Source organism: Metabacillus sp. cB07 (assembly GCF_016839225.1).
Lineage (GTDB): Bacteria > Bacillota > Bacilli > Bacillales > Bacillaceae > Bacillus_P > Bacillus_P indicus.
This window is the reverse complement of sequence record NZ_CP069296.1, coordinates 3,275,268-3,301,294: the sequence shown is the minus strand read 5'-3', so window position 1 is coordinate 3,301,294 and position 26,027 is coordinate 3,275,268. Positions and strand designations below refer to the sequence as shown.

Below are 26,027 nucleotides of genomic sequence, written 5' to 3'. Positions count from 1 at the left end.
GGAGAAAAAACATGAATAAAACCACTTTGTATCCATATATCGCACTTGCTGTGGGGGTTGCGGCTGTTTCAACATCCGCTATCTTTGTAAAACTGACATCTGCTCCTGCGCCGGTTATTGCCTTTTACAGGCTCTTTTTTTCCACGCTGCTTGTTCTGCCTCTTTTTCTGGCAAAATGTCTGCCGCAGCTAAAGACGATGTCACGGAAAGACTGGAGCTATTCCGCTCTGGCCGGGGTGCTGCTTGCCTTTCATTTTATCCTCTGGTTTGAATCCCTTAACTACACGTCTGTGGCAAGCTCGGTTGTTCTCGTGACGCTGCAGCCGCTGTTTGCTTTTATCGGAACGTATTTCTTTTTTAAAGAAAGAGTTTCAATCAGGGGAGTAATCAGTGCCCTGCTGGCGATTGCCGGCAGTGCTGTTATCAGCTGGGGAGATTTCCGAATCAGCGGTCTTGCTCTGTTCGGAGACTTTCTTGCTCTGGCAGCCTGTGCGATGGTCACGGCGTACCTTCTTTTTGGCCAGGGCGTGAGGAAAAGGCACTCTCTGACGCTTTATACGTTCATCGTCTATGCCGTAAGCTCCGTGACACTTCTAATCTACTGTCTGGCTCTGAAGTATCCGCTCGGCGGCTATCCGCAGCAGGACTGGATATATTTTCTTCTGCTTGCGGCAGTCCCGACCCTGCTTGGGCATTCGCTGTTTAACTGGTCGCTGAAGTGGATTTCGACAAATGTCATCTCTGTCGCCATTCTGTTTGAACCGGTGGGCTCGATTATCCTGGCCTATTTCTTTTTGGCTGAGACGGTTCTCCTTACGCAGGTGATTGGCGGCGGAATCATTGTTGCCGGTGTGCTTCTTTTTATGACTGAGAAAAAAACAGGAGCGGAAATTCCTGAACAACAAGCCTTGTAAAACGGAAAAGAGCACCCGGGCTGTTCCCTGGTGCTCTTTCCATTTTATTGCTCTCATAATTTTCTTTCTAACTCTTCATACGTATATCCGGTTTTATTTTTAAGGGCTTCTTCAAAGCTTCCGGCCGCTTTTGTTTCCTTCAGCAGCTGGAGGATGATCTCTTCTCCAAATTCATCGGCAAGCATCTTTACCGCATAATAGCTTTGAGTATAAATGTCAGCTTCCGTGCTTTTTTCAAGGGCATTTGCCCAGTCTCCCGGATTGATGAGATCGTAGAAAGAAACGGTAGTCTGCAGGGGGATGAGTACCTCTTTTCCGTTATACCCCGCATATTCAGCCAGTCCTTCATTAAACCAGATCGGGATTTTGTAAGGCTCAATGCTGAGCTTCTCCAGTGTCTTTTCTAAATAATAATGAGAATACTCGTGGTAAAACGTTTCAATCACAACAGGAGATGAGGCATTGTATTCATCCGGAATGACAACAGCCATCGTTTTTTTATTGTGGTCGTAGAAACCCATATAATCCAGATAATCAAGCTCGTGCAGAGAGTCAGGCGATTCGTCTAAGAGAAGAAGGTCTATTGGCTGATCCTCAATCTCGCCGAGCAGGCGCGTGCTTATTTCTCTTGCCTGTTTATATTCATTTTCTACTAGCTCAAGATCCTTTTTCTTCAGTGACGGGTAAAAGACAGTTAAATGTGAGATTGTTTTTGTCAGTGCCTTGTCTTTGTATTCTTGGTAAGGATCAACCGGCAGGAAGGCATTGACCTGGAATTCGAATTTTTCGCGCGGGCTGATGCTCTGGTAATTTACATGAGTGGTCATAATGTTCATCAGCACAACGAAAAACAGCGTAATGATCAGGCTGATGCTTGTTACCGAAAGGGCGATTGTTCCTGACAGCCCTCTGAAAAAAAGAAGATTCCGTTCTTTGCTGTGAATCATTTCGTAGACGGAATAGATAAAGAGGCCAAGGAGAAGCAGGCATATGATTGTGCCGGAAATAACAGACCCCGGGATATTTAAAAAGAGAAACAAAACGTAAAAGACGGCGGTAAAGTACACGATATAAAAAATGGACAGGGCGGCATGAAGTACGATTTTCACTGTAGGCCTCCAATTAATTTGGTCTAGTAAACTAATTCTCTGCAAAAAAAGAAACTCCTTTTGAAACAGGGTTTTTATTGAAAGATGTCGAATTTCCTCAGCAAGGAGTGTTGAAAATGAAGGTACTGATCAGAAAAGCTTCCAGAGAAGATGCAAAGCAAATTGCGATTGTACACGTCGACAGCTGGCGGACAACGTATAAGGGAATCGTAGCAGATTCATTTTTAAATAGTCTGACTTACGAAAGCAAAGAGAAAATCTGGCGGAATCTAAATCCGGATACTGTATTCGTTGCAGAAGATGAAGAGGGCAAAATTGTCGGGTTTGCGGGATTTGGTCCGGCCAGGTCTCAGGAATACGGCTATGACGGCGAATTATACGCCATCTATCTTCTGAAAGAAGCACAAGGCGCAGGTGTTGGTAAGAGCCTGGTTCGTGCGGCAGCAGAGGATCTGATGAACCTGAACTATCAATCAATGATGCTGTGGGTGATGAATGCCAACCCGTCGAAGGGGTTCTATGAACGGTACTCTCCCGAAAAAGTGGGAGAGGATACGTACGCGATTGAAGGCACCGATCATCCGGAGACAGCATTCGGCTGGAATCTGAAGGAATTGACAGCGCGGCTGAATACATAATGAGAGAGGGAAATACATTGAAAACCGTGTTAATACTTGGAGGCACACAGTTTTTTGGGAAGAGGCTTGTTCATAAACTGCTTGAAAACGGAGTGGTTGTGACGGTCGCGACAAGAGGCAGAACCCGGGATGATTTTGGAGACGGGGTCGAGCGTCTTGTCATTGACCGGGAAAAGAAAGAATCAATGACGAGAGCTTTTGAAGGAAGGCAATGGGACGCTGTCTATGATCAATCCTGTTTCTCGCCGCTCGAAGCCCAAACGGCTTATGAAGCGCTTGAGGGTAAAATAGGCCATTATATCTTTACATCAACAATGGCCGTCTATGAATTCGGCAAAGAACGAAAGGAAACGGATTTTAACCCGCTTTCGTTCGAACCGACGTTTAAAGACCGCAAAGAATATGGGGGAATGACCGGCTATCGGGAGGCAAAGCGCGGTGCCGAAGCTTATTTGTTCCAGAATGCAAAAGTGCCGGTGGCAGCTGTCAGGCCTGCTCTGGTCATCGGTACCGATGATTACACCGAGCGTTTCCTTTTTCATGTAGACAAAGTGAAAAGGGAAGAGTCCATTGGGGCGAAAAATGACAATGTTTCTTTCAGCTTCACTTCATCTGAAGACGCTGCAGGTTTTCTTTTACATATAGGAAAAGAAAAGCTGACAGGAGCGTATAATATAGCGTTTGAAGACAATCTCTCCCTGAGAGAACTGATCGGCAAGATTGAGAGTGCTGCAGACAAAACCGCAGTCATTACTGAGGAAGTGTCAAAAGAAAATGCTTCCCCGTACGGTCTTCCGGGTGACTGGACGCTGGATGTGACAAAAGCACAAATGACAGGATATTCTTTTGGGGACATGAACGAGTATGTTGAGAGTTTAATAGAAAAGCTGCTGTAAACTCTCGCGGGAGTCTCTGTGAAGGCAGAGACTCTTAATAAGCCTCTGTAGCTCTAGAAGGGAAGAGCGCCGGAAAACAGTAGAACCGGGTCGCAAGGCAAAGGTTTCAGAAGCACCGAAAAGCAACTATGCTGAGGCAGGTGAAATTCCTGCCGGTGAAAATCCGTAGGGAAGCGTGTTCCCCTTAGCCTATGCTTACGAAAGGAGTGCGGGTTCGAATCCCGCCAGAGGCATTAAAAAGACCCGGCAGACATCTGCCGGGTTCTGCTTTTTGTTAAAGGAATTATAAAAAATAAAAGGCTGTTGATAACATAACAAAGTTATCAACGGCAAGCTCCAGCGCCTAGATCCTCTGTCAGAACAAATCCCTCAAAAAAGGCGGGAACCGGACTTTTCCGCCGGATTCTTATCTGCCTATCGGAGCGGGCCTTGGCGCTTGCACTTTTGTTCAGATTTGCTGGTTAAAAACCGCTGCAAAATAAGCAAAAACAAATGCGAGCGGAAATGAAAAAACAACCGACCATCCTCTGACAGGGCCATCTTCGCCGCTGATCCGCAGCGCTTCAAAGTAGCCATACAGAAAATGAAAGATGGATAGAAAAAAGGCAAACAGCATGAGTGAGTATGTGAGATTCATTTCATGGCCTCCAATAGGAAATCTATTACTACTAATACATGCTGAAAAAGAAGAGATTATGATAAAAAGCACCGGATTTCCGGTGCTTTTCTCTATTTTCTATTTATGATCAGCGCTTTTGATGTCAGCAGCATCAGCACAAGAATGATCGTACAGATGATAAATGTCGGAATCATGTAGGATGCGTTGTACCCTGCTGAATAGAGGAGCACCGGCTGATCTCCTGCAAACTCAGCGAAAAAGACAGCGCCAGCGAGTGTGTGGGCTGCAAATCTCAGGAAGCTTCCAAGGAAAGCGGCAAGTGTGACATAAAGAATCAGGCGCCATTTGTTTAAAGAATGGAGAGAGTTCTGAATTTGCTTATAAAAAATACCTCCGGCACCAACCGCTGTAAAGGCGACAAAGTAATCCAGAAAACCCTGTACAGGATGGACAATGGTCGTATAGCCCATGACCGTCTGCAGCAGGCCGAGGAGAAAGCCTGTCAGCAGTCCGCCTTTTAGACCGTGGCGAAATCCCATGATCAGTACGGGCACCATTGCAAGTGAAATCGATCCTCCCTGCGGCATTTTGCCGATAAAGCTTGTCGCTAAATCTAAAAGAAAGGCAATTGCAGCAAGAATCGCTGCTTCCAATAAAAAAACCAGGCGCTTATTTGTTTGCATGATTTTACCCCTTTTCGGCATTCGACCGGGGCCTTTTCTCCATAGAAAAAAGCAATGCGGGGAATGTCGGATGGTTTCCACGCACTGCTTTGGTTGGGTTATCACTTGAATCCATCGCCACATCCCTACGTAAGCTTTAACTTAACAGGTTCAACGGGTCAGAACATAACGTTCACTCTCAGCCGGCGGCTCCCCAAGTGGTCAAATGCGATATATGATTTAGACACTACTATACAGGAAACTGCAAAATTCGACAAGCCTAAATTCTATTTTTTTTCAGAAAATAGCGGAAAGTATTTTTCCTTTCTTTACAAGTCTTGTAAAACTTGCTATAGTTTCCATGAATCTTATAGAAGCAGGGGAGCTGAGTGAACTCGGCTGAGAGGATACTGATTCTTGTATCGACCCTTTAACCTGATCTGGGTAATGCCAGCGGAGGGATACAGGAAAAGAGTCTATTTTCCATGAACTTTGCGAATGCTTAAGGCTGCCCTAACCGGCAGCCTTTTTTTGCATTTTCTAAGAGATTCACAGAAAGAAAGGGAGGAATTCATGATGTCCAGTGTAAACCTTGCGTTTCAAGTACTGCCGAAATCAGCACACGGAAATACATACGAGATTGTCGACAAAGCCATTGAAGTTGTGCAGCAGTCAGGTGTCAAATATGAAGTCGGCGCGATGGAGACCGTTATGGAGGGGGAACTCAATCATCTGCTTGAAATTGTCAAGCAGGCTCAGGATGCCTGTATCGGGGCAGGTGCAAGTGAAGTGATGACGCACATCAAAATTCATTACCGCCCTGCTGAAGGAGTAACGATGGATGAAAAACTCCAAAAATATCGCTGAATCTATATCAGGAATAGCGCTGCCTGCAGCCGTTCTTGCCGTTTTTCTTCTACTCTGGGAGATGGCAGTCGTGCTTTTTCGAATTGAGAAGTGGATCCTGCCAAAACCTACAGACATTTTCATCACCCTGTTTGAAATGAGAGGAACGCTCGGAGTGCACGTTCTGCAGACGCTTACTGAAGCTGTTCTCGGCCTCCTGATAGCAGCAGCTGCCGGAGTGGCCATTGCCATTTTAATTGACCTTTCCCTCTGGATCAGAAAAGCGGTTGAACCGCTCCTTGTCCTTTCACAGACCGTTCCAATTATTGCACTGGCACCTCTGCTGATTATCTGGTTTGGATTCGGGATCTTGCCGAAGGTCATCGTAACAGCACTTGTCTGCTTTTTTCCGATAGCCATTAATCTTGCAGACGGATTCAGTCAGGCAGACAGGGATATGATCAAACTGATGAAGACCATGGGAGCGAATAAACGTCAGCTCTTCTTGAAGGTGAAGATTCCTGCTTCCATGCCGTATTTTTTCTCAGGGCTCAAGATAGCCGGAACATACAGTGTAATGGGAGCGGTTATCGGAGAATGGCTGGGAGCGAGTCAAGGCCTTGGAATTATCCTTACTAGATCCTCTCAATCTTTTTTAACAGAAAAGGTATTTGCCATCATTATCGTCATTGTTGCTTTAAGTCTGGTTATTTTTGCAGTCATTGAATTGCTGGCAAGAGCGGCGATGCCCTGGAAGTACAAAGCGAATAAACACAACTGACATGGAGGAATACGATGAAAAAACTGCGGAGAATGCTCGTCATATTATTCAGCACATCCATCCTTTTAACAGGATGCGCTCCTGCTGAGAATGCCTCAAGTGAAGAAGCAAAAAAAGTGAAGGTCATGCTGGACTGGTTTCCGAATACAAATCATACGGGCATTTATGCAGCAATTGAAAAAGGGTTCTATAAAGAAGCGGGTCTTGAAGTTGAGATAGTAGAACCTGGCGAGGGAGTCAGCGCAGATCAAATTGTTGCATCGGGCGAGGTCGATTTTGCGGTCAGCCACCAGGAAAACATCACACATGCGCGGTCAGCAGGTGTGCCGATCGTTTCTATTGCGGCCATTATTCAGGAAAATACTTCTGCTTTCGCTTCATTAAAGGAAGAAGAGATTGTCTCGCCTGATGATTTTGAAGGGAAACGGTACGGCGGATGGGGATCGCCTACTGAAGAGGCTGTGATTCGTGCGGTTATGAACCAGGATGACGCAGATTTTGGCAAAGTCGATTATGTCACACTTGGTGCAACTGATTTCTTTAAATCAATCGGCCGGGATACGGATTTCCAATGGATCTTTGAGGGCTGGGACGGGATAGAAGCTAAAAGAAAGGGGATAGAACTGAATTACATCTATCTTAAAGACCTTGATCCAGCATTGAACTACTATACACCTGTACTCGCTGCAAGCGAGACAAAGATTAAGAAAGAAAAGGATACGGTACAGGCTTTTGTACAGGCAACCGCAAAAGGTTACGAGTTTGCCATCGATAAGCCGATTGAAGCGGCAGATATTCTGATTAAGCATGTGCCTGAAATAAATAAAGATCTTGCAAAGGAAAGCCAAAAGTGGCTCAGCAAGCAGTATCAGGGTGATGCAAAGCAATGGGGGATTCAAAAAGAAGAAGTTTGGGAACGGTACGCTGACTGGATGTATCAACAAAAGCTGATTGAAGAAAACATAGATCCGGCAGAGGCTTATACAAATGAATTCCTTCCGGAGGCTGAAAAGTAGCATGCTGACACTAAAAGGAGTCAGCAAGACTTACTCGAAAGATCAGCCAGTCCTGCTTCCATCTGATCTTATAGTAGAAAAAGGGGAATTTGTCAGCATCATTGGTCCGAGCGGGTGCGGCAAAAGCACTCTTCTTGATATCATTGCAGGGGTAAATAAGCCAAGCGGCGGAATTGTTCATTACAAGGGGAAAGACATAACGAATCAAACAGGCCACGCCGGGTATATGCCTCAAAGCGATGTGCTTTTTCCGTGGAGAACAATTCTTGATAATGTCATACTTCCGCTGGAGCTGCAGGGGACAGGGAAAGAAAAAGCGCGTTCCGAAGCTCTATCTTTCTTTTCTCAGTTTGGGCTTGAGGGATTTGAACAACACTATCCTTCCATGCTTTCTGGCGGGATGAGGCAGAGAGCGAACTTCCTCCGGGCTTATTTGAGCGGCAAAGAACTTCTATTATTGGACGAGCCTTTTGGAAAGCTTGATGCCATGACAAGACACAAGCTTCAGAAATGGTTTATCAGAATTTGCGAGGCATCCGGGAAAACGGTCCTGTTTATTACTCATGATATGGATGAGGCGATTTTTCTTTCTGACAGGATTGCCGTGTTTTCCCCGAGACCTGGCAGGATCATTGAACATATAGACATTCCTTTCGGCCGGCCGCGAACGGACCAACTCTTCGCTTCAGCTGAATTTGTATCAATTAAACAAAAACTCCTGGATTTGCTGCATTCAAAAAATCATCTGGAAACGCGCTGATTTCAGCGCGTTTTCATTTATAACATTTTTTTTGCAAAAAGATAAAAATGCTATTGCAATGGGGAAATCAGCGTGGTATATTATTATTCGTTGCCGCGAAAAACGCGTGAGAGCAACGGTGCCTGAGAAAAAGAAAAGTGAAAAAAACGCTTGACTTTGAAAAGGTGAAATGTTATTCTAATAAAGCTTCGCAGGAAGCGAAAATGATCTTTGAAAACTAAACAAAACCAAAAGCGTACCAAACGTTTTAAATTTTTAAGTCAGCAACATTTATGAGTCACAAATTTTCTTCGGAGAGTTTGATCCTGGCTCAGGACGAACGCTGGCGGCGTGCCTAATACATGCAAGTCGAGCGGACCTCTTCGGAGGTCAGCGGCGGACGGGTGAGTAACACGTGGGCAACCTGCCTGTAAGACTGGGATAACTCCGGGAAACCGGAGCTAATACCGGATACTATGTCAAACCGCATGGTTTGACATTCAAAGACGGTTTCGGCTGTCACTTACAGATGGGCCCGCGGCGCATTAGCTAGTTGGTGAGGTAATGGCTCACCAAGGCGACGATGCGTAGCCGACCTGAGAGGGTGATCGGCCACACTGGGACTGAGACACGGCCCAGACTCCTACGGGAGGCAGCAGTAGGGAATCTTCCGCAATGGACGAAAGTCTGACGGAGCAACGCCGCGTGAGTGATGAAGGTTTTCGGATCGTAAAACTCTGTTGTCAGGGAAGAACAAGTGCCGGAGTAACTGCCGGCACCTTGACGGTACCTGACCAGAAAGCCACGGCTAACTACGTGCCAGCAGCCGCGGTAATACGTAGGTGGCAAGCGTTGTCCGGAATTATTGGGCGTAAAGCGCGCGCAGGCGGTTTCTTAAGTCTGATGTGAAAGCCCCCGGCTCAACCGGGGAGGGTCATTGGAAACTGGGAAACTTGAGTGCAGAAGAGGAGAGTGGAATTCCACGTGTAGCGGTGAAATGCGTAGAGATGTGGAGGAACACCAGTGGCGAAGGCGACTCTCTGGTCTGTAACTGACGCTGAGGCGCGAAAGCGTGGGGAGCGAACAGGATTAGATACCCTGGTAGTCCACGCCGTAAACGATGAGTGCTAAGTGTTAGAGGGTTTCCGCCCTTTAGTGCTGCAGCTAACGCATTAAGCACTCCGCCTGGGGAGTACGGTCGCAAGACTGAAACTCAAAGGAATTGACGGGGGCCCGCACAAGCGGTGGAGCATGTGGTTTAATTCGAAGCAACGCGAAGAACCTTACCAGGTCTTGACATCCTTTGCCACTTCTAGAGATAGAAGGTTCCCCTTCGGGGGACAAAGTGACAGGTGGTGCATGGTTGTCGTCAGCTCGTGTCGTGAGATGTTGGGTTAAGTCCCGCAACGAGCGCAACCCTTGATCTTAGTTGCCAGCATTCAGTTGGGCACTCTAAGGTGACTGCCGGTGACAAACCGGAGGAAGGTGGGGATGACGTCAAATCATCATGCCCCTTATGACCTGGGCTACACACGTGCTACAATGGATGGTACAAAGGGCTGCGAGACCGCGAGGTTTAGCCAATCCCATAAAACCATTCTCAGTTCGGATTGCAGGCTGCAACTCGCCTGCATGAAGCTGGAATCGCTAGTAATCGCGGATCAGCATGCCGCGGTGAATACGTTCCCGGGCCTTGTACACACCGCCCGTCACACCACGAGAGTTTGCAACACCCGAAGTCGGTGGGGTAACCGCAAGGAGCCAGCCGCCTAAGGTGGGGTAGATGATTGGGGTGAAGTCGTAACAAGGTAGCCGTATCGGAAGGTGCGGCTGGATCACCTCCTTTCTAAGGATATGAGGTCGCTTTTGGTTTTTGTTTAGTTTTGAGAGATCATTCTCTCTATATGAAAGAAGGCGGTCATTCCTGATCTGCCGGTTGTTCTTTGAAAACTGGATAACGTAATTGATAACAAGTAATTCACTGAGATTTACGCTTACCATAGTGATTTTCTTAGACTTTACAGTCTAAACAAACGATTGACCAATTTTGGTTAAGTTATGAAGGGCGCACGGTGGATGCCTTGGCACTAGGAGCCGATGAAGGACGGGACTAACACCGATATGCTTTGGGGAGCTGTAAGTAAGCTTTGATCCAGAGATTTCCGAATGGGGAAACCCACTGTTCGTAATGGAACAGTATCTTTACCTGAATACATAGGGTACTGAAGGCAGACCCGGGGAACTGAAACATCTAAGTACCCGGAGGAAGAGAAAGCAAATGCGATTTCCCAAGTAGCGGCGAGCGAAACGGAATCAGCCCAAACCAAGAGGCTTGCCTCTTGGGGTTGTAGGACACTCTATACGGAGTTACAAAGGAACGGGGTAGATGAAGCGGCCTGGAAAGGCCTGTCATAGAAGGTAAAAACCCTGTAGTCGAAACTTCGTTCCCTCCAGAGTGGATCCTGAGTACGGCGGGACACGTGAAATCCCGTCGGAATCCGGGAGGACCATCTCCCAAGGCTAAATACTACCTAGTGACCGATAGTGAACCAGTACCGTGAGGGAAAGGTGAAAAGCACCCCGGAAGGGGAGTGAAAAGATCCTGAAACCGTGTGCTTACAAGTAGTCAGAGCCCGTTAACGGGTGATGGCGTGCCTTTTGTAGAATGAACCGGCGAGTTACGATCCCGTGCAAGGTTAAGTTGATGAGACGGAGCCGCAGCGAAAGCGAGTCTGAATAGGGCGAATTAGTACGTGGTCGTAGACCCGAAACCAGGTGATCTACCCATGTCCAGGGTGAAGTTCAGGTAACCCTGAATGGAGGGCCCGAACCCACGCACGTTGAAAAGTGCGGGGATGAGGTGTGGGTAGCGGAGAAATTCCAATCGAACTTGGAGATAGCTGGTTCTCTCCGAAATAGCTTTAGGGCTAGCCTCGAGTATGAGAGTCTTGGAGGTAGAGCACTGATTGGACTAGGGGCCCTCATCGGGTTACCGAATTCAGTCAAACTCCGAATGCCAAAGACTTGCTCCTCGGGAGTCAGACTGCGAGTGATAAGATCCGTAGTCAAGAGGGAAACAGCCCAGACCGCCAGCTAAGGTCCCAAAGTATACGTTAAGTGGAAAAGGATGTGGAGTTGCTTAGACAACCAGGATGTTGGCTTAGAAGCAGCCACCATTTAAAGAGTGCGTAATAGCTCACTGGTCGAGTGACTCTGCGCCGAAAATGTACCGGGGCTAAACGTATCACCGAAGCTGCGGACTGTTCTTACGAACAGTGGTAGGAGAGCGTTCTAAGGGCGTCGAAGCCAGACCGGAAGGACTGGTGGAGCGCTTAGAAGTGAGAATGCCGGTATGAGTAGCGAAAGAGGGGTGAGAATCCCCTCCACCGAATGCCTAAGGTTTCCTGAGGAAGGCTCGTCCGCTCAGGGTTAGTCGGGACCTAAGCCGAGGCCGAAAGGCGTAGGCGATGGACAACAGGTTGATATTCCTGTACCACCTCCTCACCATTTGAGCAATGGGGGGACGCAGGAGGATAGGGCAAGCGCGCTGTTGGATATGCGCGTCCAAGCAGTTAGGCCGGGAAGTAGGCAAATCCGCTTCCCATATAAGGCTGAGCTGTGATGGCGAGGGAAATTTAGTACCGAAGTTCCTGATTCCACACTGCCAAGAAAAGCCTCTAGCGAGGTGAGAGGTGCCCGTACCGCAAACCGACACAGGTAGGCGAGGAGAGAATCCTAAGGTGAGCGAGAGAACTCTCGTTAAGGAACTCGGCAAAATGACCCCGTAACTTCGGGAGAAGGGGTGCTTTTTAGGGTGAATAGCCCTGAAAAGCCGCAGTGAATAGGCCCAGGCGACTGTTTAGCAAAAACACAGGTCTCTGCGAAGCCGCAAGGCGAAGTATAGGGGCTGACGCCTGCCCGGTGCTGGAAGGTTAAGGGGAGAGGTTAGCGCAAGCGAAGCTTTGAACCGAAGCCCCAGTAAACGGCGGCCGTAACTATAACGGTCCTAAGGTAGCGAAATTCCTTGTCGGGTAAGTTCCGACCCGCACGAAAGGCGTAACGATCTGGGCACTGTCTCAACGAGAGACTCGGTGAAATTATAGTACCTGTGAAGATGCAGGTTACCCGCGACAGGACGGAAAGACCCCGTGGAGCTTTACTGCAGCCTGATATTGAATTTTGGTACAGCTTGTACAGGATAGGTAGGAGCCTTGGAAGCCGGAGCGCAAGCTTCGGTGGAGGCATTGGTGGGATACTACCCTTGCTGTATTGAAATTCTAACCCGCAGCCCTTACCGGGCTGGGAGACAGTGTCAGGCGGGCAGTTTGACTGGGGCGGTCGCCTCCTAAAATGTAACGGAGGCGCCCAAAGGTTCCCTCAGAATGGTTGGAAATCATTCGCAGAGTGTAAAGGCACAAGGGAGCTTGACTGCGAGACCTACAAGTCGAGCAGGGACGAAAGTCGGGCTTAGTGATCCGGTGGTTCCGCATGGAAGGGCCATCGCTCAACGGATAAAAGCTACCCCGGGGATAACAGGCTTATCTCCCCCAAGAGTCCACATCGACGGGGAGGTTTGGCACCTCGATGTCGGCTCATCGCATCCTGGGGCTGTAGTCGGTCCCAAGGGTTGGGCTGTTCGCCCATTAAAGCGGTACGCGAGCTGGGTTCAGAACGTCGTGAGACAGTTCGGTCCCTATCCGTCGTGGGCGCAGGAAATTTGAGAGGAGCTGTCCTTAGTACGAGAGGACCGGGATGGACGCACCGCTGGTGTACCAGTTGTCTTGCCAAAGGCATCGCTGGGTAGCTATGTGCGGAAGGGATAAGTGCTGAAAGCATCTAAGCATGAAGCCCCCCTCAAGATGAGATTTCCCATCACATTTGTGAGTAAGAACCCTGAAAGATGATCAGGTTGATAGGTCTGAGGTGGAAGCGCGGTGACGTGTGGAGCTGACAGATACTAATCGTTCGAGGACTTAACCACAGTCTAACTAAGCGTGAATTGCACGTGAATCTTGTTATCAAACGTTATTCAGTTTTGAAAGAATAACTTCTTTCAAAAAAAAGCTTGAAATCTTCGGATTTCATAGTATAATAATTTTTGTCACTATGTCTGGTGATGATGGCAAAGAGGTCACACCCGTTCCCATGCCGAACACGGAAGTTAAGCTCTTTAGCGCCGATGGTAGTTGGGGGTTTCCCCCTGTGAGAGTAGGACGTTGCCAGGCTGCTGACAAAAATTAAACCCGGAGGATTAGCTCAGCTGGGAGAGCATCTGCCTTACAAGCAGAGGGTCGGCGGTTCGAGCCCGTCATCCTCCACCATATGATTTTTTTGGACATGCCGGTGTAGCTCAATTGGTAGAGCAACTGACTTGTAATCAGTAGGTTGGGGGTTCAAGTCCTCTCGCCGGCACCACCAGATTTACTATATTTGTGCCATTAGCTCAGTCGGTAGAGCATCTGACTTTTAATCAGAGGGTCGAAGGTTCGAGTCCTTCATGGCACACCATTTTTCCTTAATATGCGGGTGTGGCGGAATTGGCAGACGCGCTAGACTTAGGATCTAGTGTCTTTGACGTGGGGGTTCGAGTCCCTTCACCCGCATGATATTGCGGAAGTAGTTCAGTGGTAGAACACCACCTTGCCAAGGTGGGGGTCGCGGGTTCGAATCCCGTCTTCCGCTCTTTGAATAAGCCGGGGTGGCGGAACTGGCAGACGCACAGGACTTAAAATCCTGCGGTAGGTGACTACCGTACCGGTTCGATTCCGGTCCTCGGCACCACACACATTTAATATGCGCCCGTAGCTCAATTGGATAGAGCGTTTGACTACGGATCAAAAGGTTATGGGTTCGACTCCTATCGGGCGCGCCATATTACGGGAAGTAGCTCAGCTTGGTAGAGCACTTGGTTTGGGACCAAGGGGTCGCAGGTTCGAATCCTGTCTTCCCGACCATTTTCATAGATTTAAGGGGCCTTAGCTCAGCTGGGAGAGCGCCTGCCTTGCACGCAGGAGGTCAGCGGTTCGATCCCGCTAGGCTCCACCATTTTAATAGAAGTAATTGACTTTGTTCCTGGGGCGGTGTAGCTCAGCTGGCTAGAGCGTACGGTTCATACCCGTGAGGTCGTGGGTTCGACTCCCTCCGCCGCTACCAAAAAAGGACCTTTAGCTCAGTTGGTTAGAGCAGACGGCTCATAACCGTCCGGTCGTAGGTTCGAGTCCTACAAGGTCCACCATTCTATTTTCCATACGGAGGTATACCCAAGTCCGGCTGAAGGGATCGGTCTTGAAAACCGACAGGGGGGTCAAACCCCGCGGGGGTTCGAATCCCTCTACCTCCTCCATTTCTTTTATCTTCAGCAAAACAAATCAGCACTAATTATTATTATCGCGGGGTGGAGCAGTCTGGTAGCTCGTCGGGCTCATAACCCGAAGGTCGCAGGTTCAAATCCTGTCCCCGCAACCAAATGGTCCCGTGGTGTAGCGGTTAACATGCCTGCCTGTCACGCAGGAGATCGCCGGTTCGATCCCGGTCGGGACCGCCATTCTTATAAAGGCTTGGTAGCTCAGTCGGTAGAGCAAAGGACTGAAAATCCTTGTGTCGGCGGTTCGATTCCGTCCCAAGCCACCATTTTCTTTTGCAAATATTTTAGCTTTAGACATTTTACAGATAGTGGCGGTTGTGGCGAAGTGGTTAACGCACCAGATTGTGGCTCTGGCATTCGTGGGTTCGATTCCCATCAGTCGCCCCATTTTATCTTTATTTACTGCGGGTGTAGTTTAATGGTAAAACCTCAGCCTTCCAAGCTGATGTCGTGGGTTCGATTCCCATCACCCGCTCCAATAATGGGCCTATAGCTCAGCTGGTTAGAGCGCACGCCTGATAAGCGTGAGGTCGATGGTTCGAGTCCATTTAGGCCCACCATTCCTATTATGGGAGCATATATGATTTTCCGCAGTAGCTCAGTGGTAGAGCTATCGGCTGTTAACCGATCGGTCGTAGGTTCGAGTCCTACCTGCGGAGCCATTTATTCTGGGGAAGTACTCAAGTGGCTGAAGAGGCGCCCCTGCTAAGGGTGTAGGTCGCGTAAGCGGCGCGAGGGTTCAAATCCCTCCTTCTCCGCCAGAAGGCATGCTCCGGCCCGTTGGTCAAGCGGTTAAGACACCGCCCTTTCACGGCGGTAACACGGGTTCGAATCCCGTACGGGTCATCATTAAGAAAAGTGTTGCACATTGTGCAGCGCTTTTTTTGTTGTTAGAAAAGATAGCCGTTATGAAAAACGCCGTAAAGCGTACCTATCCTCCACAATGATTCCGTCAACGGGATCTCGACTCCCATAAGGCAGCTCAGACCATCTCCAAGGAACGAATGAACCCTGTATCCCCGTTAAAATATGACTTCAAAAAATCCTTCTTTCCCTTAAAATATGTTTTCAACAAATAATATATATTTCTGTTACTCAAAAAGGTTTGAATGTTTTTCATTAGAGGTATAAGTAATGGTAATAAAGAAACCGTGATTAAAAGGTCGTGAAAATTTCGACAAATATAAGAGGATTTGTCGAATTAACTGTTTTTGTGATATAGCATACTGCATTTGCTGAGATTGTATTTTTTTGTTAATATGACCGGATTTTCTCATCGAATATGACTTATTTAGTAAATAAGACTGATGTTCATTTCACCAACATTCTATCCTTCCTTCCTTTCTTTATTCGACATCATTTTAAAAGTATAATGTTTTGAAAAATGAATGGCTGTTCATGACATTTCGTGTCAATAAGTAGAAGCGCTTACAAAAAAGGTAATCCTTCCTTCTGATTGAAATAAGAATTAAGATTACTTTATAGAAAGGGTGATGGGAATGAATCTTGCTACGCCAACTGATTTTGAGGTGCATCTTTTCCATGAAGGAAATTTGTTCAGAGCTCATGAATTGTTTGGTGCCCGCAGCAGCGTGCGAAACGGTGTGAGCGGAACAGTATTCACAGTTTGGGCTCCTCATGCGCTTGAGGTGCGGGTTGCAGGTGATTTTAATCACTGGGACGGCACTGGACACAAGCTTGAGAAGCTGAATGAACAGGGAATCTGGTCTGCTTTTATTGATGGCATCGAAGAGGGTGATCTCTATAAATATGAGATTATCACTCAAAAGCATGAAAAAATTCTGAAGGCTGATCCATTTGCCTTTTATTCTGAGCTGAAGCCAAATACAGCTTCTGTTGTTTACAATCTTGGAGGGTATAAATGGAATGATAAAAACTGGCAGAGAAAAAAACGCCAAAAGGAAATTTATCAGCGCCCTATGTACATTTATGAACTGAATATCTGCTCTTGGAAAAAGAAAGAAGACGGCAGCCTTTATACATATTTAGAGCTTGCGGATGTCTTGATTCCGTATGTTCTTGAGCATGGGTTTACACATATCGAGCTTTTGCCGATTATTGAGCACCCATATGACCGTTCATGGGGATATCAGGGCACGGGCTATTATTCGGCTACAAGCCGTTACGGCACCCCGCACGACTTGATGACATTCATAGATCTTTGCCATCAGAATAACCTGGGAGTCATTATGGACTGGGTACCAGGCCATTTCTGCAAAGATGCACACGGACTTTATTTCTTTGACGGGGAACCGGTTTTTGAATATGAGAAATTTGAAGACAGGGAGAACATCGTCTGGGGTACGGCGAACTTTGATCTTGGAAAACCGGAAGTGCAGAGTTTCCTGATTTCAAATGCTCTCTTCTGGCTTGAAATGTTCCATATCGACGGTTTCAGGGTTGATGCTGTTGCCAATATGATTTACTGGCAGAATACGGATGAACCTCACGAGAATGCGTTCGCAGTTCAGTTTTTAAGAAAACTGAATGAGAAAGTGTTTGAGTACGATCCTTCCGTACTGATGATTGCGGAAGATTCTACGGATTTTCCTCTTGTAACATCTCCTGTCTCTGATGGAGGACTGGGATTTAATTATAAATGGAATATGGGCTGGATGAACGATATCCTCAAATACATGGAAGCCCCTCCAGAACAGCGGAAAGATCTTCATCACAAAGTTTCTTTTTCCCTGATCTACGCTTTCACAGAGAATTTTATCCTTCCGCTTTCACATGATGAAGTGGTCCATGGAAAACGTTCGCTGCTGAATAAAATGCCGGGTGACTACTGGCAGAAATTTGCACAGTACAGACTTTTGCTTGGTTATATGCTTGCACATCCAGGCAAAAAGCTGCTGTTTATGGGCGGAGAATTTGCCCAGTTTGATGAGTGGAAAGACCTTGAGCAGCTTGACTGGGTGCTTGATGACTTTGACATGCATCAAAAATCAAGAGTTTATGTTAAAGAACTGCTTGCCCTGTATAAACGCCAGCGTCCGCTTTATGAGCTTGACCATTCGCAGGAAGGCTTTGAATGGATTGACGTCAATAATTCAGACCAGAGTATTTTTTCTTTTATCCGTAAAGGGATTAAGCCGAACGAACAGCTTGTTGTCGTTTGTAACTTCACTCCTGAAACGTACCATGACTATAAAGTCGGAGTGCCGATTGATACCAGATATGTTGAAACGCTGAACAGCGATGATGCAGTATTTGGAGGGTCGGGCCAGATCAACAAGAAAGAACTGAAAGCGCAGGAAGGCAAGATGCATAATCAGCCTTACCATATATCAATGACCATTCCGCCATATGGAATATCCATATTACGCGCAGTTAAAAAACGAGAGGAGACAATCAACCATGGTGAAAAAAAAGTGCGTCGCAATGTTATTGGCAGGAGGAAAGGGTAGCAGATTAAGTTCACTGACACAGAATCTGGCGAAACCGGCTGTTCCTTTTGGAGGAAAATACAGAATCATTGATTTTACACTGAGCAACTGCTGCAACTCCGGCATTGATACAGTTGGTGTGCTGACGCAGTATCAGCCGCTTGTCCTGAATTCCTACATCGGAATTGGAAGTGCATGGGATCTTGACCGGAAAAACGGGGGAGTAACGGTTCTTCCTCCATACGCTGAATCTTCAGAGGTGAAATGGTACAAAGGAACAGCAAGTGCCATCTATCAGAATTTGAATTATTTAAGACAGTATGATCCTGAATACGTGCTCATTTTGTCAGGCGATCATATTTACAAAATGGATTATTCCGAAATGCTTGACTATCATATCGAAAAGGACGCCGACGTTTCTATTTCGGTAAAAGAAGTTCCATGGGATGAAGCGAGCCGGTTCGGAATCTTAAATACTGACGCTAATCTTGAAGTTATAGAGTTTGATGAAAAACCTCAAAATCCTAAAAACAATCTTGCTTCCATGGGAATCTATATATTCAAATGGTCCATTCTTAAGGAGTTTTTGGAGATGGATGAGCGCAATCCATATTCAAGCCACGACTTTGGAAAAGATGTTCTGCCGCTGCTTCTTGATGAAAAGAAAAAGCTTGTTGCGTATCCATTCAAAGGCTACTGGAAGGATGTCGGCACAGTGAAAAGTCTGTGGGAAGCAAACATGGACCTTTTAAAAGCCGATCCTGAGCTTGATCTTTTCGACAATAACTGGAGAATTTATTCTGTAAACCCGAATCAGCCGCCGCAGTATCTGTCAGAAGGCGCAGAAGTGACGGAATCGTTAGTGAATGAAGGCTGTGTCGTATACGGCACCATTCATAAATCGGTCCTTTTCCAGGGTGTAACAGTAGGGCAGCACTCTTTCCTGAAAAATACGGTCGTCATGCCGGATGCTGTCATTGGCAATAATGTTTATATTGAGAATGCGATTGTTCCGTCGGGGCTTGTTGTGCCGGATGGCATGGTCATTCGTTCGGATAAAGATATTGATGAAGTAATTTTAGTAACGGAAGAATTAGTCGAGCAAACGGCAGGAGCGTAACCGCTAAGTACGATGTGCGTGTCAGCAGTGAAATCCTATTTATTTCCGATGAAAAAAAACGAATGCGAGAGGTGGAACAGCTATGAATCAAAGGATGCTGGGAATTATTGATGCAACAACGTATACAAATGCCATCGAAGACTTAACGGTAAATCGTTCAATGGCGGCGGTCCCGTTTGCAGGACGCTACAGATTAATAGATTTTATCTTATCGAATATGGTGAACTCGGATATTGACAGTGTAGCAATCTTCCCGAAATACCAGTACCGTTCTCTAATGGACCATCTTGGTTCAGGAAAGCAATGGGACTTAAACAGAAAGCGTGACGGACTGTTCTTTTTCCCGTCACCGCATTTAAATGATCAATACAGCGAGTTTGGATCGATCCGCCAGCTGTCAGATCATATTGATTATTTCCTCAGAAGCAAGCAGGAATATGCGGTTATTGCAAACAGCTATACCGTCTGCAATATCGATTTTAAAGATGTTCTTGCCAAGCACGTGAAAATGGGCTGCGACATAACAGAAATCCGCAAAGACGGCGAGTCCCTGCAGATGTATGTCATGTCAACAAAACTATTGCTGAATCTGATTCATGACAATAACCAGACAGGATATAAAACGATAGCCCAGGTAATCATGGATAATACCCACAAGCTCATGATCTGTGATTATGAATTTGACGGATATGTCGCCATTATTGATTCGACTGAAAGCTATTACCGCCACAGCCTTGAAATGCTGAAGCCGGAAGTCTGGCAGCAGCTGTTCCTGACAAATCGTCCTATCTTGACGAAGGTAAAGGATGAGCCGCCTGCACGCCATGGCCAGAACGCTATTGTGAAAAATTCCATGATTGCAAACGGCAGCGTCATAGAAGGGCATGTTGAAAACAGCATTATTTTCAGAGCCGTTCATATTGGAAAAGGAACCGTTGTGAAAAACGGCATCATCATGCAGAAATCACAGATCGGTGAAGACTGTGTTCTTGAAAATGTCGTGCTTGATAAAGATGTCAAAGTTGGAAGCGGCATTGAACTGAAAGGAACATCTGATCTTCCGGTTGTCCTCAGAAAAGGAACGGTACAAGGAGCGCTGATGAAATCGTGAAAGTATTATTTGTCGTATCGGAATGTGTTCCCTTCGTAAAGTCCGGAGGCCTGGCCGACGTTGCGGGAGCACTGCCGAAGGAGCTTAAGCGCCTCGGGACTGACATAAGAGTAGTCCTGCCTAAATACGGGCAAATCCCAGAGCGCTTCCGCTCCAAAATGAAGAAAGTGAAGGAGATTGTCGTTCCTGTCGGATGGAGACGGCAATATTGCGGTATCGAGCAGCTTGAATTTGAGGGTGTCACGTATTATTTCATCGATCATGAATATTATTTTAAGCGTGATTCTTTATATGGCCATTATGATGACGGGGAACGGTTCTCTTTTTTCTGCAGAGCCGTTCTTGATTCCATTAAGGCGGTTGACTTCCAGCCTGATGTGATCCACTGTCATGACTGGCATACAGGTATGGTTCCATTCCTTCTGAAAGAGGAATATGCCTCGCAGTCTTTTTATGAAAATATGAAAGCAGTCTTCACGATTCATAATCTGCAGTTTCAGGGGATTTTCCCGAGAGAAATTCTGTACGACCTGCTGGGCCTTGATGACCGTTATTTTAACAATGATCAGCTTGAGTTCCACGGCATGGTCAACTTCATGAAAGCTGCTCTTGTAGCATCTGATTTGATCACGACGGTAAGCCCGACATATAAAAATGAAATTCAGACCCCATATTTCGGAGAGCGTCTTGACGGTCTGCTGCGGGTTAAGGAAGCGTCTCTTGTCGGGATTCTGAACGGCATCGATGACACGATCTACAACCCCGGGGATGATCCGTACATAGCATTCCCTTATGACGAGCACAGAGCTCAGAATAAAGCGAAAAACAAAAAAGAGCTTCAAAAGATGTTTGGCCTGCCTGAAAAAGAGGATACGCCACTCATGACAATGGTTACGCGGCTTACTCAGCAAAAAGGACTTGATCTCGTTGAGCGCGTGCTGCATGAGATGCTGCAGTCTGATATGCAGATGATTATCCTTGGAACCGGAGAAAAGAAATTCGAGGATTTCTTCCGTCACATGGAATGGCTCTTTCCGGATAAATGCAAAGCATATATCGGCTTTGATGAGCCTCTTGCACACCGCATTTATGCGGGGTCGGACTTCTTTCTGATGCCGTCGCAGTTTGAACCGTGCGGACTTGGACAGCTGATTGCCCTCCGCTATGGATCCATTCCGATTGTAAGGGAAACAGGCGGACTGAATGACACTGTCACATCCTACCGGGATGATACAGGTGAAGGGAACGGGTTCACCTTCACAAATTTCAATGCGCATGATATGAAGCACACAGTCGACCGTGCATTTTCTGTTTATAAAAACAAAACCATTTGGAACAGCCTTGTCAAAACAGCTATGAAGGAAGATTACAGTTGGGCGCAGTCTGCGTTTAAATACAACCAGCTTTACGCTGATTTAATGACTAGGAGTGGGAGTCATGTTCTCTGACAAAAACGAGTTTAAGAACAGTTTTCTGAAGCGTCTGGAAATGATGTACGGAAAAACGTTTGCTGAGTCGACAAAACGCGACCAGTACCAAACGCTTGGAAACATGGTAAGAGAACATATCAGCAGCCATTGGATCCAGACAAATGAATGGAACCGCGCAAGCAATAACAAACAGGTCTATTACCTGTCAATCGAGTTTCTGCTTGGCAGGCTGCTTGGACAAAATCTGTTAAACCTGGGGATCCGGGAAGTTGTGCTTGAAGGGTTTGCTGAGCTTGGCATTGATCTTGAGGAGATCGAGGAAAGCGAAGCAGATGCAGGCCTCGGCAATGGCGGTTTAGGCCGCCTTGCTGCCTGTTTCCTTGATTCGCTGGCATCTCTCAACCTTCCGGGCCATGGCCTTGGAATACGCTATAAACACGGCCTATTTGACCAGAAAATCGTCGATGGCTATCAGGTGGAGCTGCCTGAGCAGTGGCTTAGACACGGCAACGTCTGGGAAGTGCGAAAGCCGGATCAGGCCATTGAAATTCCTTTCTGGGGAAAAATCGAACATGTCATGGAGGATGGGAAGCTTGAATTCCGTCACGTTCATGCAGAAAACATAATGGCTGTGCCTTATGATATGCCCGTCATCGGCTATGAAACAAGCACGGTCAATACTCTGAGACTGTGGAACGCTGAACCGTCTCCAAACCCGCCAAACCGCGACGTGCTTGCGTATAAACGAGAGACAGAAGCTGTTTCTGAATTTCTGTATCCGGACGATACACATGATGAAGGGAAAATTCTTCGTCTGAAACAGCAGTATTTTCTGGTCTCTGCAAGCCTTCAGTCCATCATTAGATCCTACCTGAAAAAGAATGACACACTGCATGAATTTCACAAGCATGTAGCCATTCATGTCAATGATACACATCCGGTTCTGGCCATTCCTGAACTGATGCGCATCCTTCTTGATGAAGAGCACATGGAATGGGAAGAAGCCTGGAACATCACCGTTGGCACGATCTCCTATACAAATCATACGACACTGTCTGAAGCACTTGAAAAATGGCCGTTGCATATCTTTAAACCGCTGCTGCCGCGAATTTATATGATTGTTGAAGAAATAAATGAAAGATTTTGCAGAGAATTGTGGAATCGTTTCCCGGGAGACTGGAAGCGGATTGAAAATATGGCGATTATTGCGCACGGTGTCGTCAAGATGGCTCACTTAGCCATAGCTGGCAGCCACAGCGTCAACGGAGTAGCCAAAATCCACTCTGATATCCTGAAAAACAGGGAAATGAAGCTGTTTCATCAAATCTATCCTCAAAAATTCAACAATAAAACGAACGGCATCACTCATCGCAGATGGCTGCTGAAAGCCAATCCGGAGCTGACAAGTCTGATAACGGATACGATCGGCACAGACTGGATTAAAAAGCCCCATCTGATGATTGAACTGAAGCGGCACATTTACGATCCGCTGCTGAAAGAACAGTTTGCAGCTGTAAAACGAAAGCGAAAGAAAATTTTAGCGGACATTATTGAAAAAAATACTGGCATCAAGGTAGATGAAAATTCCATTTTTGACGTTCAGGTTAAGCGCCTTCATGCCTATAAACGTCAGCTGCTGAACGTGCTGCACATTATGTACCTGTACAACAGGCTGAAAGAGGATTCTAATTTCTCGATTCATCCGAGAACCTTTATCTTTGGGGCAAAGGCATCACCAGGCTATTATTACGCCAAGAAAATCATTAAGCTGATTAATGCACTTGCCGACAAAGTAAACAATGACCCGAAAGTTTCAAAAATGATGAAAGTCATTTTTATGGAAAACTACAGAGTGTCATTGGCGGAGCATATTTTCCCTGCTGCAGACGTCAGTGAGCAAATCTCAACAGCCAGTAAGGAAGCATCGGGCACAGGGAATATGAAGTTCATGATGAACGGCGCCCTGACTATAGGAACTCTGGACGGTGCAAACATTGAGATTCTTGAAGAAGTCGGGAAGGAAAACATTTTCACATTCGGATTAAAGGCTGAGGAAGTCTTGAACTATTATGAAAATGGCGGATATCGCTCAAGCGAATATTATCACCATGATCTGAGGATCAGGCAGGTGGTAGACCAGCTCACAAATGGATTTTTCCCTGATACGGAAGATGAATTTGAGGCGATAAAAGACTCCTTGCTGTATGAAAACGATCAGTATTTCGTTCTTCGGGATTTCGCATCATATGTGGATGCACAGGATCAGCTTGAAAAAGCCTATCTAAATCAGGATAAGTGGCTTGAAAAAGCCCTGTTGAACATTGCGCATTCCGGTTATTTTTCCAGTGACCGCACCATTCATGAATATGCAGACGGCATTTGGGACATCCAGCCGATTCCTGTCTTACATTGAAATTGAAAAACCCGCTATTAGCGGGTTTTTTTCTGCGGCGGTAAAAACAAGCGCACAAAACGCTCTGTTTTACTCTGTATAAGGATCTTTTTCGTATGCAGGCAAATCACCGAACGGCGTCATCAGACCTTCTTCATCAAGTGTGTGTTCATATTGCCTGTGCTGAATGGTCGGATATACGATTACATTCTTTCCTTCAATATCTGTGGCAGCGAAGTTTTCGTAATCTTCGACATAGCCTGTCGGATCATCATTTTCCATGTAAACGTCATTATATGAGTCGACGGGATATTCAAGGTCTGAAGGTGTTTCGGAGTTTCCGTACCGCTCGACGTCCTGATACGTATCTTCTGCATCATAAGCTTCAGAATCGCTCTCATCGTACTCAAACTTACCAAAGGCAGGCTCCAGGACATCTTCTTCAATTGGGCGCTCATAGGAAACAGCCTGTTCAGGCGAGTGCTCCTTGCAGGTGACGGCTGTCGGGAGCACTTCAAGCCGTTCTTCGGGAATGTCCCGGCCGCAAACCTCGCATTTGCCGTAAGTGCCATTTTTGATGGCTGAAAGAGCCCGGTTCACATCACTTAATTCCTCTTCTGCATGCTCGTTAAGGGCAATATCCTTCTCGCGTTCATAAAGTTCCGTACCTTCATCTCCCGGATGATTATCATAGCTTGAAAGCTCTCCTGTTGAATCATGCCCGAAGCTCTGTTCAAGGCCGTAGTGGCTGTTTTCTTTAAGATGCCGTTCCAGCTCCGCTTTTATCTCTTCAAGAACAGAGCGATAGGAAGCCATTTGTTCACTGCTCAGCATATCCATCACATTCCTTTCCCTGTCTAGCAGCTTTTAAGTTAATCGCTTTTCTTAGTATGGTCAAAAGGCGTTTTTTCATGTTTGAAAATGAAAGTTTCCTGGTTCTGCATGTGAAAAAAGCCAAAATAAAAAGGCCCCGTAAGAGGACCTTTTAGATCGTGCTGATAAATAATCCGATCGCAAGCAAAAAGCCGAACTGGATGTTTGTTTGAGCGGTAGCTTTCATAGCAGGCATCATTTCAAGCGGAAGTGATTTTCCGATAAACTTTTTGACCGCACTGTATGCTTTAGGCGTGCTGATCAAAACAAGCAATGCCCATGCTGACAGATAGCCAAATGCAATCATGGCAAGAATGACAGCGTAAGAAGCGGCAAATGTGGCAGCAAGGAAGATGATGGCTTTTTTGCGGCCAATTAGAATGGCCAGTGTCTTCCGTCCATTTTCTTTGTCGCCGTCAAGGTCACGGATGTTGTTGGACAGCATGATGTTTCCGACTAAAAAGGCAATTGGTATGGAAATGATTACACTGATAGCAGAAATTGTACCTGTCTGGATATAATAAGCGAGCAGAATGATGACCATTCCCATAAAGAATCCCGCTACAAGCTCTCCAAAAGGAGTGTATGCAATCGGAACAGGGCCTCCTGTATAGAAGTATCCTGTCGCCATGCAGATCAGGCCGATGACAGCAATCCACCAAGTGGACTCCATACAAATGTAGATGCCAAGCAAGATGGCGATTCCGAAGAAGCCGAAAGCAAGGTTCAGTACTGTTTTTGGCTTTACGCCGTTTCGGACGATTGCTCCGCCGATTCCGACAGAGTTTTCATTGTCGAGACCGCGCTTAAAGTCGAAGTATTCATTAAACATGTTGGTTGCAGCCTGAATCAGAATGGATGCAATGAGCATGGCAAGAAACAGGGCTACATGTATACTGCCTTCGTTTAAGGCAAGAACTGTGCCGATCGTAACGGGTATAAAGGCTGCTGAAAGGGTATGCGGCCTGAGCAGCATCCACCATACTTTCCAGCTTTTATCCGGTTTGATGGAAGGCATGTTCTGAGTTGTGTGAGATTGTGTGTGCATCTTTTTCTTCCTCCCCTAGTTGAAGCTGACTAAAGCTGACAGCTTCCCAGAATTAAGTG

17 protein-coding genes, 21 tRNA genes, 3 rRNA genes and 2 riboswitches are annotated in these 26,027 nt (G+C 46.6%); of the genes, 36 read left to right on the top strand and 5 right to left on the bottom strand.

What is annotated here, in order from left to right:
• The first annotated feature begins 11 nt into the window (after positions 1 to 11).
• Complete coding sequence (locus JOJ89_RS16990; RefSeq protein ID WP_029566110.1) at positions 12 to 914, top strand: DMT family transporter; 903 nt, start codon at positions 12 to 14, stop codon at positions 912 to 914.
• Between the two features lie 53 nt (positions 915 to 967).
• Here the strand turns inward: JOJ89_RS16990 and JOJ89_RS16985 are convergent, their stop codons facing one another.
• Positions 968 to 2,023, bottom strand: a complete 1,056-nt coding sequence (locus JOJ89_RS16985; protein ID WP_029566109.1) for a peptidase MA family metallohydrolase — start codon at positions 2,021 to 2,023, stop codon at positions 968 to 970.
• A gap of 116 nt (positions 2,024 to 2,139) precedes the next feature.
• Between JOJ89_RS16985 and JOJ89_RS16980 the strand changes: the two genes are divergently transcribed.
• Together JOJ89_RS16980 and JOJ89_RS16975 are read left to right on the top strand one after the other, a co-directional pair.
• Positions 2,140 to 2,661 (top strand): GNAT family N-acetyltransferase, encoded by a 522-nt coding sequence (locus JOJ89_RS16980; protein ID WP_029566108.1) that lies wholly within the window; start codon positions 2,140 to 2,142, stop codon positions 2,659 to 2,661.
• A 26-nt stretch (positions 2,662 to 2,687) separates the two neighbouring features.
• On the top strand, positions 2,688 to 3,557 hold the full coding sequence (locus JOJ89_RS16975; RefSeq protein ID WP_234703440.1) for an NAD-dependent epimerase/dehydratase family protein: 870 nt from the start codon (positions 2,688 to 2,690) through the stop codon (positions 3,555 to 3,557).
• Positions 3,558 to 4,005: 448 nt separating this feature from the next.
• Here JOJ89_RS16975 and JOJ89_RS16970 read toward each other — a convergent pair whose 3' ends face one another.
• Together JOJ89_RS16970 and thiT are read right to left on the bottom strand one after the other, a co-directional pair.
• Positions 4,006 to 4,194 carry a hypothetical protein gene (locus JOJ89_RS16970; protein ID WP_203288569.1) on the bottom strand — a complete coding sequence of 63 codons (189 nt, stop codon included), beginning with the start codon at positions 4,192 to 4,194 and terminating at the stop codon, positions 4,006 to 4,008.
• A 92-nt stretch (positions 4,195 to 4,286) separates the two neighbouring features.
• Positions 4,287 to 4,859 (bottom strand): energy-coupled thiamine transporter ThiT, encoded by a 573-nt coding sequence (gene thiT / locus JOJ89_RS16965; protein WP_029566105.1) that lies wholly within the window; start codon positions 4,857 to 4,859, stop codon positions 4,287 to 4,289.
• Positions 4,860 to 4,964: 105 nt separating this feature from the next.
• A riboswitch (TPP riboswitch) is annotated at positions 4,965 to 5,065 on the bottom strand.
• Between the two features lie 141 nt (positions 5,066 to 5,206).
• A riboswitch (TPP riboswitch) is annotated at positions 5,207 to 5,318 on the top strand.
• Positions 5,319 to 5,411: 93 nt separating this feature from the next.
• On the opposite strand from thiT, the gene JOJ89_RS16960 reads away from it, so the two are divergent.
• From JOJ89_RS16960 to JOJ89_RS16800, 33 genes are all read left to right on the top strand, one after another.
• A complete protein-coding gene (locus JOJ89_RS16960) occupies positions 5,412 to 5,705 on the top strand; it encodes a thiamine-binding protein (RefSeq protein ID WP_029283875.1) in 294 nt (97 codons plus the stop codon).
• The gene (locus JOJ89_RS16955) at positions 5,680 to 6,465 is read left to right on the top strand and encodes an ABC transporter permease (protein WP_051827363.1); all 786 of its coding nucleotides are present in this window, start codon (positions 5,680 to 5,682) and stop codon (positions 6,463 to 6,465) included. The genes JOJ89_RS16960 and JOJ89_RS16955 overlap by 26 nt, the downstream gene beginning before the upstream one ends.
• 14 nt (positions 6,466 to 6,479) lie before the next feature.
• Entirely contained in the window at positions 6,480 to 7,481 is a 1,002-nt protein-coding gene (locus tag JOJ89_RS16950) for an ABC transporter substrate-binding protein (RefSeq protein ID WP_203288567.1), read from the top strand.
• A gap of 1 nt (position 7,482) precedes the next feature.
• The gene (locus JOJ89_RS16945; protein WP_203288566.1) at positions 7,483 to 8,241 is read left to right on the top strand and encodes an ABC transporter ATP-binding protein; all 759 of its coding nucleotides are present in this window, start codon (positions 7,483 to 7,485) and stop codon (positions 8,239 to 8,241) included.
• Positions 8,242 to 8,528: 287 nt separating this feature from the next.
• Positions 8,529 to 10,066, top strand: a 16S ribosomal RNA gene (locus JOJ89_RS16940).
• Positions 10,067 to 10,269: 203 nt separating this feature from the next.
• Positions 10,270 to 13,201: ribosomal RNA gene (locus JOJ89_RS16935) — 23S ribosomal RNA — on the top strand.
• 128 nt (positions 13,202 to 13,329) lie between these two features.
• Positions 13,330 to 13,445, top strand: a 5S ribosomal RNA gene (gene rrf / locus JOJ89_RS16930).
• The 16S, 23S and 5S rRNA genes sit together here with 21 tRNA genes alongside, the layout of an rRNA operon.
• A gap of 20 nt (positions 13,446 to 13,465) precedes the next feature.
• Positions 13,466 to 13,541, top strand: a tRNA-Val gene (locus JOJ89_RS16925).
• Positions 13,542 to 13,559: 18 nt separating this feature from the next.
• Positions 13,560 to 13,635 (top strand) — tRNA-Thr (locus JOJ89_RS16920).
• Between the two features lie 17 nt (positions 13,636 to 13,652).
• Positions 13,653 to 13,728 (top strand) — tRNA-Lys (locus JOJ89_RS16915).
• A gap of 14 nt (positions 13,729 to 13,742) precedes the next feature.
• Positions 13,743 to 13,823, top strand: a tRNA-Leu gene (locus JOJ89_RS16910).
• 7 nt (positions 13,824 to 13,830) lie between these two features.
• Positions 13,831 to 13,902: transfer RNA gene (locus tag JOJ89_RS16905), tRNA-Gly, on the top strand.
• 10 nt (positions 13,903 to 13,912) lie between these two features.
• Positions 13,913 to 14,001: transfer RNA gene (locus JOJ89_RS16900), tRNA-Leu, on the top strand.
• 14 nt (positions 14,002 to 14,015) lie between these two features.
• Positions 14,016 to 14,092: transfer RNA gene (locus JOJ89_RS16895), tRNA-Arg, on the top strand.
• Between the two features lie 5 nt (positions 14,093 to 14,097).
• Positions 14,098 to 14,174 (top strand) — tRNA-Pro (locus tag JOJ89_RS16890).
• Between the two features lie 15 nt (positions 14,175 to 14,189).
• Positions 14,190 to 14,265, top strand: a tRNA-Ala gene (locus JOJ89_RS16885).
• Between the two features lie 31 nt (positions 14,266 to 14,296).
• Positions 14,297 to 14,373 (top strand) — tRNA-Met (locus JOJ89_RS16880).
• Positions 14,374 to 14,378: 5 nt separating this feature from the next.
• Positions 14,379 to 14,455 (top strand) — tRNA-Ile (locus tag JOJ89_RS16875).
• Positions 14,456 to 14,470: 15 nt separating this feature from the next.
• Positions 14,471 to 14,563 (top strand) — tRNA-Ser (locus tag JOJ89_RS16870).
• A gap of 45 nt (positions 14,564 to 14,608) precedes the next feature.
• Positions 14,609 to 14,685, top strand: a tRNA-Met gene (locus JOJ89_RS16865).
• Between the two features lie 3 nt (positions 14,686 to 14,688).
• Positions 14,689 to 14,764: transfer RNA gene (locus tag JOJ89_RS16860), tRNA-Asp, on the top strand.
• A 10-nt stretch (positions 14,765 to 14,774) separates the two neighbouring features.
• A tRNA-Phe gene (locus JOJ89_RS16855) sits at positions 14,775 to 14,850 on the top strand.
• A 45-nt stretch (positions 14,851 to 14,895) separates the two neighbouring features.
• A tRNA-His gene (locus tag JOJ89_RS16850) sits at positions 14,896 to 14,971 on the top strand.
• Between the two features lie 17 nt (positions 14,972 to 14,988).
• Positions 14,989 to 15,062 (top strand) — tRNA-Gly (locus JOJ89_RS16845).
• A 5-nt stretch (positions 15,063 to 15,067) separates the two neighbouring features.
• Positions 15,068 to 15,144, top strand: a tRNA-Ile gene (locus JOJ89_RS16840).
• Between the two features lie 27 nt (positions 15,145 to 15,171).
• A tRNA-Asn gene (locus tag JOJ89_RS16835) sits at positions 15,172 to 15,246 on the top strand.
• A gap of 8 nt (positions 15,247 to 15,254) precedes the next feature.
• Positions 15,255 to 15,345, top strand: a tRNA-Ser gene (locus tag JOJ89_RS16830).
• 13 nt (positions 15,346 to 15,358) lie between these two features.
• A tRNA-Glu gene (locus JOJ89_RS16825) sits at positions 15,359 to 15,430 on the top strand.
• Between the two features lie 653 nt (positions 15,431 to 16,083).
• Positions 16,084 to 18,015, top strand: coding sequence for a 1,4-alpha-glucan branching enzyme (glgB, locus tag JOJ89_RS16820; RefSeq protein ID WP_029278745.1), 1,932 nt, complete (start codon positions 16,084 to 16,086; stop codon positions 18,013 to 18,015).
• Positions 17,969 to 19,114 carry a glucose-1-phosphate adenylyltransferase gene (locus tag JOJ89_RS16815; RefSeq protein ID WP_203290369.1) on the top strand — a complete coding sequence of 382 codons (1,146 nt, stop codon included), beginning with the start codon at positions 17,969 to 17,971 and terminating at the stop codon, positions 19,112 to 19,114. The genes glgB and JOJ89_RS16815 overlap by 47 nt, the downstream gene beginning before the upstream one ends.
• A gap of 82 nt (positions 19,115 to 19,196) precedes the next feature.
• Positions 19,197 to 20,225: a GlgC family sugar phosphate nucleotidyltransferase gene (locus tag JOJ89_RS16810; RefSeq protein ID WP_029278748.1), complete on the top strand. Its 1,029-nt coding sequence runs from the start codon at positions 19,197 to 19,199 to the stop codon at positions 20,223 to 20,225.
• Positions 20,222 to 21,673, top strand: a complete 1,452-nt coding sequence (gene glgA, locus JOJ89_RS16805; protein ID WP_029278750.1) for a glycogen synthase GlgA — start codon at positions 20,222 to 20,224, stop codon at positions 21,671 to 21,673. Before JOJ89_RS16810 ends, glgA begins: the two co-directional genes overlap by 4 nt.
• Entirely contained in the window at positions 21,663 to 24,068 is a 2,406-nt protein-coding gene (locus tag JOJ89_RS16800) for a glycogen/starch/alpha-glucan phosphorylase (protein WP_029278752.1), read from the top strand. The genes glgA and JOJ89_RS16800 overlap by 11 nt, the downstream gene beginning before the upstream one ends.
• Positions 24,069 to 24,137: 69 nt before the next feature.
• Here JOJ89_RS16800 and JOJ89_RS16795 read toward each other — a convergent pair whose 3' ends face one another.
• Positions 24,138 to 24,881 carry a TraR/DksA C4-type zinc finger protein gene (locus tag JOJ89_RS16795; RefSeq protein ID WP_203290368.1) on the bottom strand — a complete coding sequence of 248 codons (744 nt, stop codon included), beginning with the start codon at positions 24,879 to 24,881 and terminating at the stop codon, positions 24,138 to 24,140.
• Positions 24,882 to 25,032: 151 nt separating this feature from the next.
• Positions 25,033 to 25,968 (bottom strand): 1,4-dihydroxy-2-naphthoate polyprenyltransferase, encoded by a 936-nt coding sequence (locus tag JOJ89_RS16790; RefSeq protein WP_203288565.1) that lies wholly within the window; start codon positions 25,966 to 25,968, stop codon positions 25,033 to 25,035.
• Positions 25,969 to 26,027 lie beyond the last annotated feature (59 nt).